Source organism: Pontibacterium sp. (genome assembly GCF_041587635.1).
GTDB lineage: Bacteria > Pseudomonadota > Gammaproteobacteria > Pseudomonadales > Balneatricaceae > Pontibacterium.
Genome location: NZ_JBFGYC010000344.1, coordinates 1 through 4,450, shown reverse-complemented (window position 1 = coordinate 4,450; position 4,450 = coordinate 1). Strand labels below are relative to the sequence as shown.

3 protein-coding genes are annotated in these 4,450 nt (G+C 50.5%); all 3 read left to right on the top strand.

From position 1 onward, the window contains the following. The first annotated feature begins 111 nt into the window (after positions 1-111). A complete protein-coding gene (alaS, locus tag ABYW01_RS15060) occupies positions 112-2,706 on the top strand; it encodes an alanine--tRNA ligase (protein ID WP_372834172.1) in 2,595 nt (864 codons plus the stop codon). 46 nt (positions 2,707-2,752) lie between these two features. Beyond that, positions 2,753-3,988, top strand: a complete 1,236-nt coding sequence (locus ABYW01_RS15055; protein WP_372834169.1) for an aspartate kinase — start codon at positions 2,753-2,755, stop codon at positions 3,986-3,988. 143 nt (positions 3,989-4,131) lie between these two features. Then, positions 4,132-4,320 carry a carbon storage regulator CsrA gene (csrA, locus tag ABYW01_RS15050; protein ID WP_193951617.1) on the top strand — a complete coding sequence of 63 codons (189 nt, stop codon included), beginning with the start codon at positions 4,132-4,134 and terminating at the stop codon, positions 4,318-4,320. Positions 4,321-4,450: the final 130 nt, after the last annotated feature.

The window sequence follows — 4,450 nt, the reverse complement described above, 5'->3', positions numbered from 1 at the left end:
TCGCCATTTTTGGTGAGTGGGCAATCCTCAATATGCAGCAGATCTAATCTGATGCTTTAATCAATTTGCCCTGTACAGAACGGACACGCATACGGTTTCCTTATGAAATACATGACAAGCGCTGAAATTCGCCAGGCTTTCCTGGACTACTTTGCACAGAACGGTCACCAGGTTGTTGCCAGCAGCCCGTTGATTCCTGGAAACGACCCAACACTGATGTTTACCAACGCCGGTATGGTTCAGTTCAAGGACGTTTTCCTCGGAGATGACAAGCGTTCTTATACCCGCGCAACTTCGTCTCAGCGTTGTGTGCGTGCCGGTGGTAAACATAATGATCTGGAGAACGTAGGTTACACTGCGCGTCACCATACGTTCTTCGAAATGCTGGGTAACTTCAGCTTTGGTGATTACTTCAAGCGTGAAGCGATTGGATTTGCCTGGAGCTTTCTGACCGAGGTTATGGGGCTGCCGAAGGAGCGCTTGTGGGTCACTGTACACCACTCTGATGGCGAAGCTGAGAAGATCTGGAAAGAAGAGATGGGTATCGACCCAGACCGTTTCTCGAAGTTGGATGAAGATAACTTCTGGTCAATGGGTGATACCGGTCCTTGTGGTCCATGTACTGAAATTTTCTTTGATCACGGTGAAGAAGTCGCAGGTGGTCCTCCGGGCAGCCCGGACGAAGACGGTGATCGTTACATCGAAATCTGGAACGTTGTATTCATGCAGTACAACCGTTCTGCAGATGGCGAGATGACGCCACTGCCTAAGCCGTCTGTTGATACAGGTATGGGGCTGGAGCGTATTGCTGCCGTGATGCAGAACGTTCACTCCAACTACGAAATTGATCTGTTCCAGAATCTGCTGAAAGCCACGGCTGCGGCCGTTGGTAGTAGCGATATGGATAACAAGTCGCTGCGCGTTATTGCCGATCATATCCGTTCATGTTCGTTCCTGATTACCGATGGTGTATTGCCATCCAATGAAGGTCGTGGATACGTTCTGCGCCGCATTATTCGTCGTGCGATTCGTCACGGAAACAAGTTGGGCGCTAAAGGGCCTTTCTTTAACCAGCTGGTTGCAGCGCTGGTTAACGAGATGGGTGAGGCTTATCCGGAGCTGACCAAAGCTCAGGATCAGATTGAGCGTGTGTTGCTGAAAGAAGAGCAGCAGTTTGCGAAGACTCTGGACAATGGTATGAGTCTGCTGCAGGACGCGATGGACGAGTTGGATGGCAAGGTCATTTCCGGCGAAACCGTGTTTAAGCTGTACGACACATACGGATTTCCGGTTGACCTGACGGCAGATGTCGCGCGTGAAAATGAGCTGACCATTGATATGAAAGGATTTGAAACTGCAATGGAAGCACAGCGCGAACGTGCGCGCGCATCCGGTAGTTTCAGTGTTGATTACAACGACAAACTGGATCTGGAAGGCGAGACGCAGTTCAACGGTTATGAGGCATTGGAAGATACCTCTAAGGTTGTCGCGCTGTTTAAAGACGGTGAAGCGGTTAATCAGCTGTCTGCCGGTGAGCAGGGCATGGTCGTACTGGAGAATACTGCGTTTTACGGTGAGTCCGGTGGTCAGGTCGGTGATACCGGGTTCCTGCGTTGGGATCGTGGCCAGTTTAATGTCACCAACTGCACCAAAGAGTCAAAGAACCATCTGCATCATGGTGAGCTGGCTGAGGGCGTCCTGAAGATCGGAGACGCCGTTGTGACTGAAGTTAATCATGAAGCCCGTCAAGCAACCGCTTTGAACCATTCGGCGACTCACTTGCTGCACGAAGCGTTGCGTATGGTACTGGGCGAGCACGTACAGCAAAAAGGCTCTTTGGTTGATCCGGAGCGTCTGCGTTTTGACTTCTCGCACTTCGAGGCTGTAACAGCCGAGCAGTTGCAACAGGTCGAAGCGATCGTGAACGAGCAGATTCGCTTAAATACCGAAACGGTTACCGAGATCATGCCGATCGACGAGGCGAAAGCAAAAGGTGCTGCTGCACTGTTTGGAGAGAAATACGACGATGTAGTGCGTGTGCTCTCAATGGGCGGCGAGTTCTCGATTGAGTTGTGTGGTGGTACCCATGTAAAACGTACCGGCGACATCGGCTTGATGAAGGTGACTTCAGAAGGTGGTATTTCTGCGGGCGTGCGACGTATTGAAGCGGTGACAGGTAAGGCAGCTGCAGATTGGGCTGAGGAAGCGGATCGTAAGCTGGGGCAGATTTCGGCACTGTTGAAAGGCTCTCGCGATAGCGTTGTTTCCAAGGTTGAAGATCTGGCTGAACGTAATCGTCAGCTAGAGAAGGAGTTGGATCAGCTGAAATCCAAACTTGCGGCTGCTAAGGGCTCTGATCTGCTAAGTGCTGCTGTCGAAGTTAAAGGTGTCAAAGTACTGGCCGCTAAGCTGGACGGCGTTGAGCCAAAAGCGTTGCGTGATACGATCGATCAGCTGAAGAACAAGCTTGGATCGGGTGTCGTCGTTTTGGCAACAGAGGCGGATGGGAAGATTAGTTTGGCGGCAGGTGTGACCAAGGAGCTGAGCAAGCAGGTGAAGGCTGGCGATCTGGTACGTGAACTGACTGCAAAATTAGGTGGTAAAGGCGGTGGCCGTCCTGACTTTGCTCAGGGTGGTGGTACCGATGCTGCGGCTTTGCCTGCGGCGTTGGAGTCGGTTACCAAGCTGGTCGAGGCTGCGCTGTAAGCAGTCTTCGGCTACAGGCTGTTGCCTGAGAGGATGATGAGAAGTTATGGCACTCTATGTACAAAAGTACGGTGGGACATCCGTAGGCAGTGTAGAGCGAATTGAGGCGGTTGCAGAGAAAGTCGCAGGCTTTCGTCAGCAAGGGCATGACATCGTTGTAGTGGTGTCTGCTATGAGCGGTGAAACCAACCGTCTGATTGGTTTGGCGAAGGATATTCAGTCCACGCCAGAGCCGCGTGAGATGGACGTATTGGTTTCAACGGGCGAGCAGGTAACCATTGCGCTGCTCTGTATGGCATTGAGCAAGCGAGGCGTTGCTGCGCGGTCTTATACCGGTGGTCAGGTCAAAATTCTGACGGATAGCGCCCATACTAAGGCGCGTATTCAGGATATTGAGATCGACGGTATGCGTGATGACCTTGATGCTGGACGTGTCATCGTGGTTGCCGGATTTCAGGGTGTTGATGACCGCGGGAATATTACCACGCTTGGGCGTGGAGGGTCGGATACGACTGGTGTGGCATTGGCTGCCGCTCTGAGGGCGGATGAGTGTCAGATCTATACCGATGTGGATGGGGTCTATACAACCGATCCACGCGTGGTAGATACCGCGCAGCGTCTCGAAAAAATTACATTTGAAGAGATGCTTGAAATGGCAAGCCTTGGCTCCAAGGTTTTGCAGATCCGCGCGGTAGAGTTTGCCGGAAAATACAAGGTGCCGCTCCGGGTGCTATCCAGTTTTAAAGATGGTCCGGGAACCCTGATTAGCATAGAGGATGATGATACTGTGGAAAAACCAGTTATCTCAGGTATCGCATTTAACCGTGATGAAGCCAAATTAACTGTTCTGGGCGTACCTGATGTGCCGGGTGTGGCGTCCAGGATTTTGGGTCCGATCAGCCGCGAAAATATCGAAGTGGATATTATCGTTCAGAACGTGGCGGCGGACAAAACGACCGATTTTACTTTTACTGTTCACCGTAACGACTATCAGGCAGCTGAAGCTGTGCTGCAAAAGGTTGCGGCTGAGCTGGGCGCCCGCGAGGTTGTTGGTGACAGCAAAATTGCTAAGGTGTCCATTGTGGGCGTAGGTATGCGTTCGCATGCTGGTGTTGCAAGCAAGATGTTTGACGCGCTAGCCAGTGAGAGTATCAATATTCAGATGATCTCTACGTCAGAGATTAAAGTATCCGTGGTAATCGCGGAGAAGTATCTGGAGCTTGCTGTCAGAGCTTTGCATTCAGCCTTTGATCTGGATAAAGCAGACGATGTAAGCGAATAAGATGTTGCTGGTCTATATTTAGAAGCAGCAACTCCTCTACTAGGTGTTCGTGTGGCAAGGAGTTGGACGAGATGTCACTCGAATTCCTATCAGTCCCGTATCAGGGGAGCTGAGAAACAGGATGATTTAAGGAGATTCTACACATGTTAATTCTTACCCGCCGCGTAGGCGAAACTCTCATGGTTGGTGACGAAGTCACTGTCACAGTTCTTGGTGTTAAAGGAAACCAGGTCCGCATTGGTGTTAACGCACCCAAGGATGTATCCGTTCATCGCGAAGAAATTTACCAGCGCATTCAGCGTGAAAAAGCCGATGAAGGAAATAAAGAGTAATTTTTTCAAATAAAAGCTTTCCTTTTTAAAATCAATTCTTAATTTTTCTTTCTGTACTTCAAGAATGATGCACACTACTGTTAAGAACAACATTAAGTTTCCCAACTTTAAGGTCATCGAGAGTGGCAAC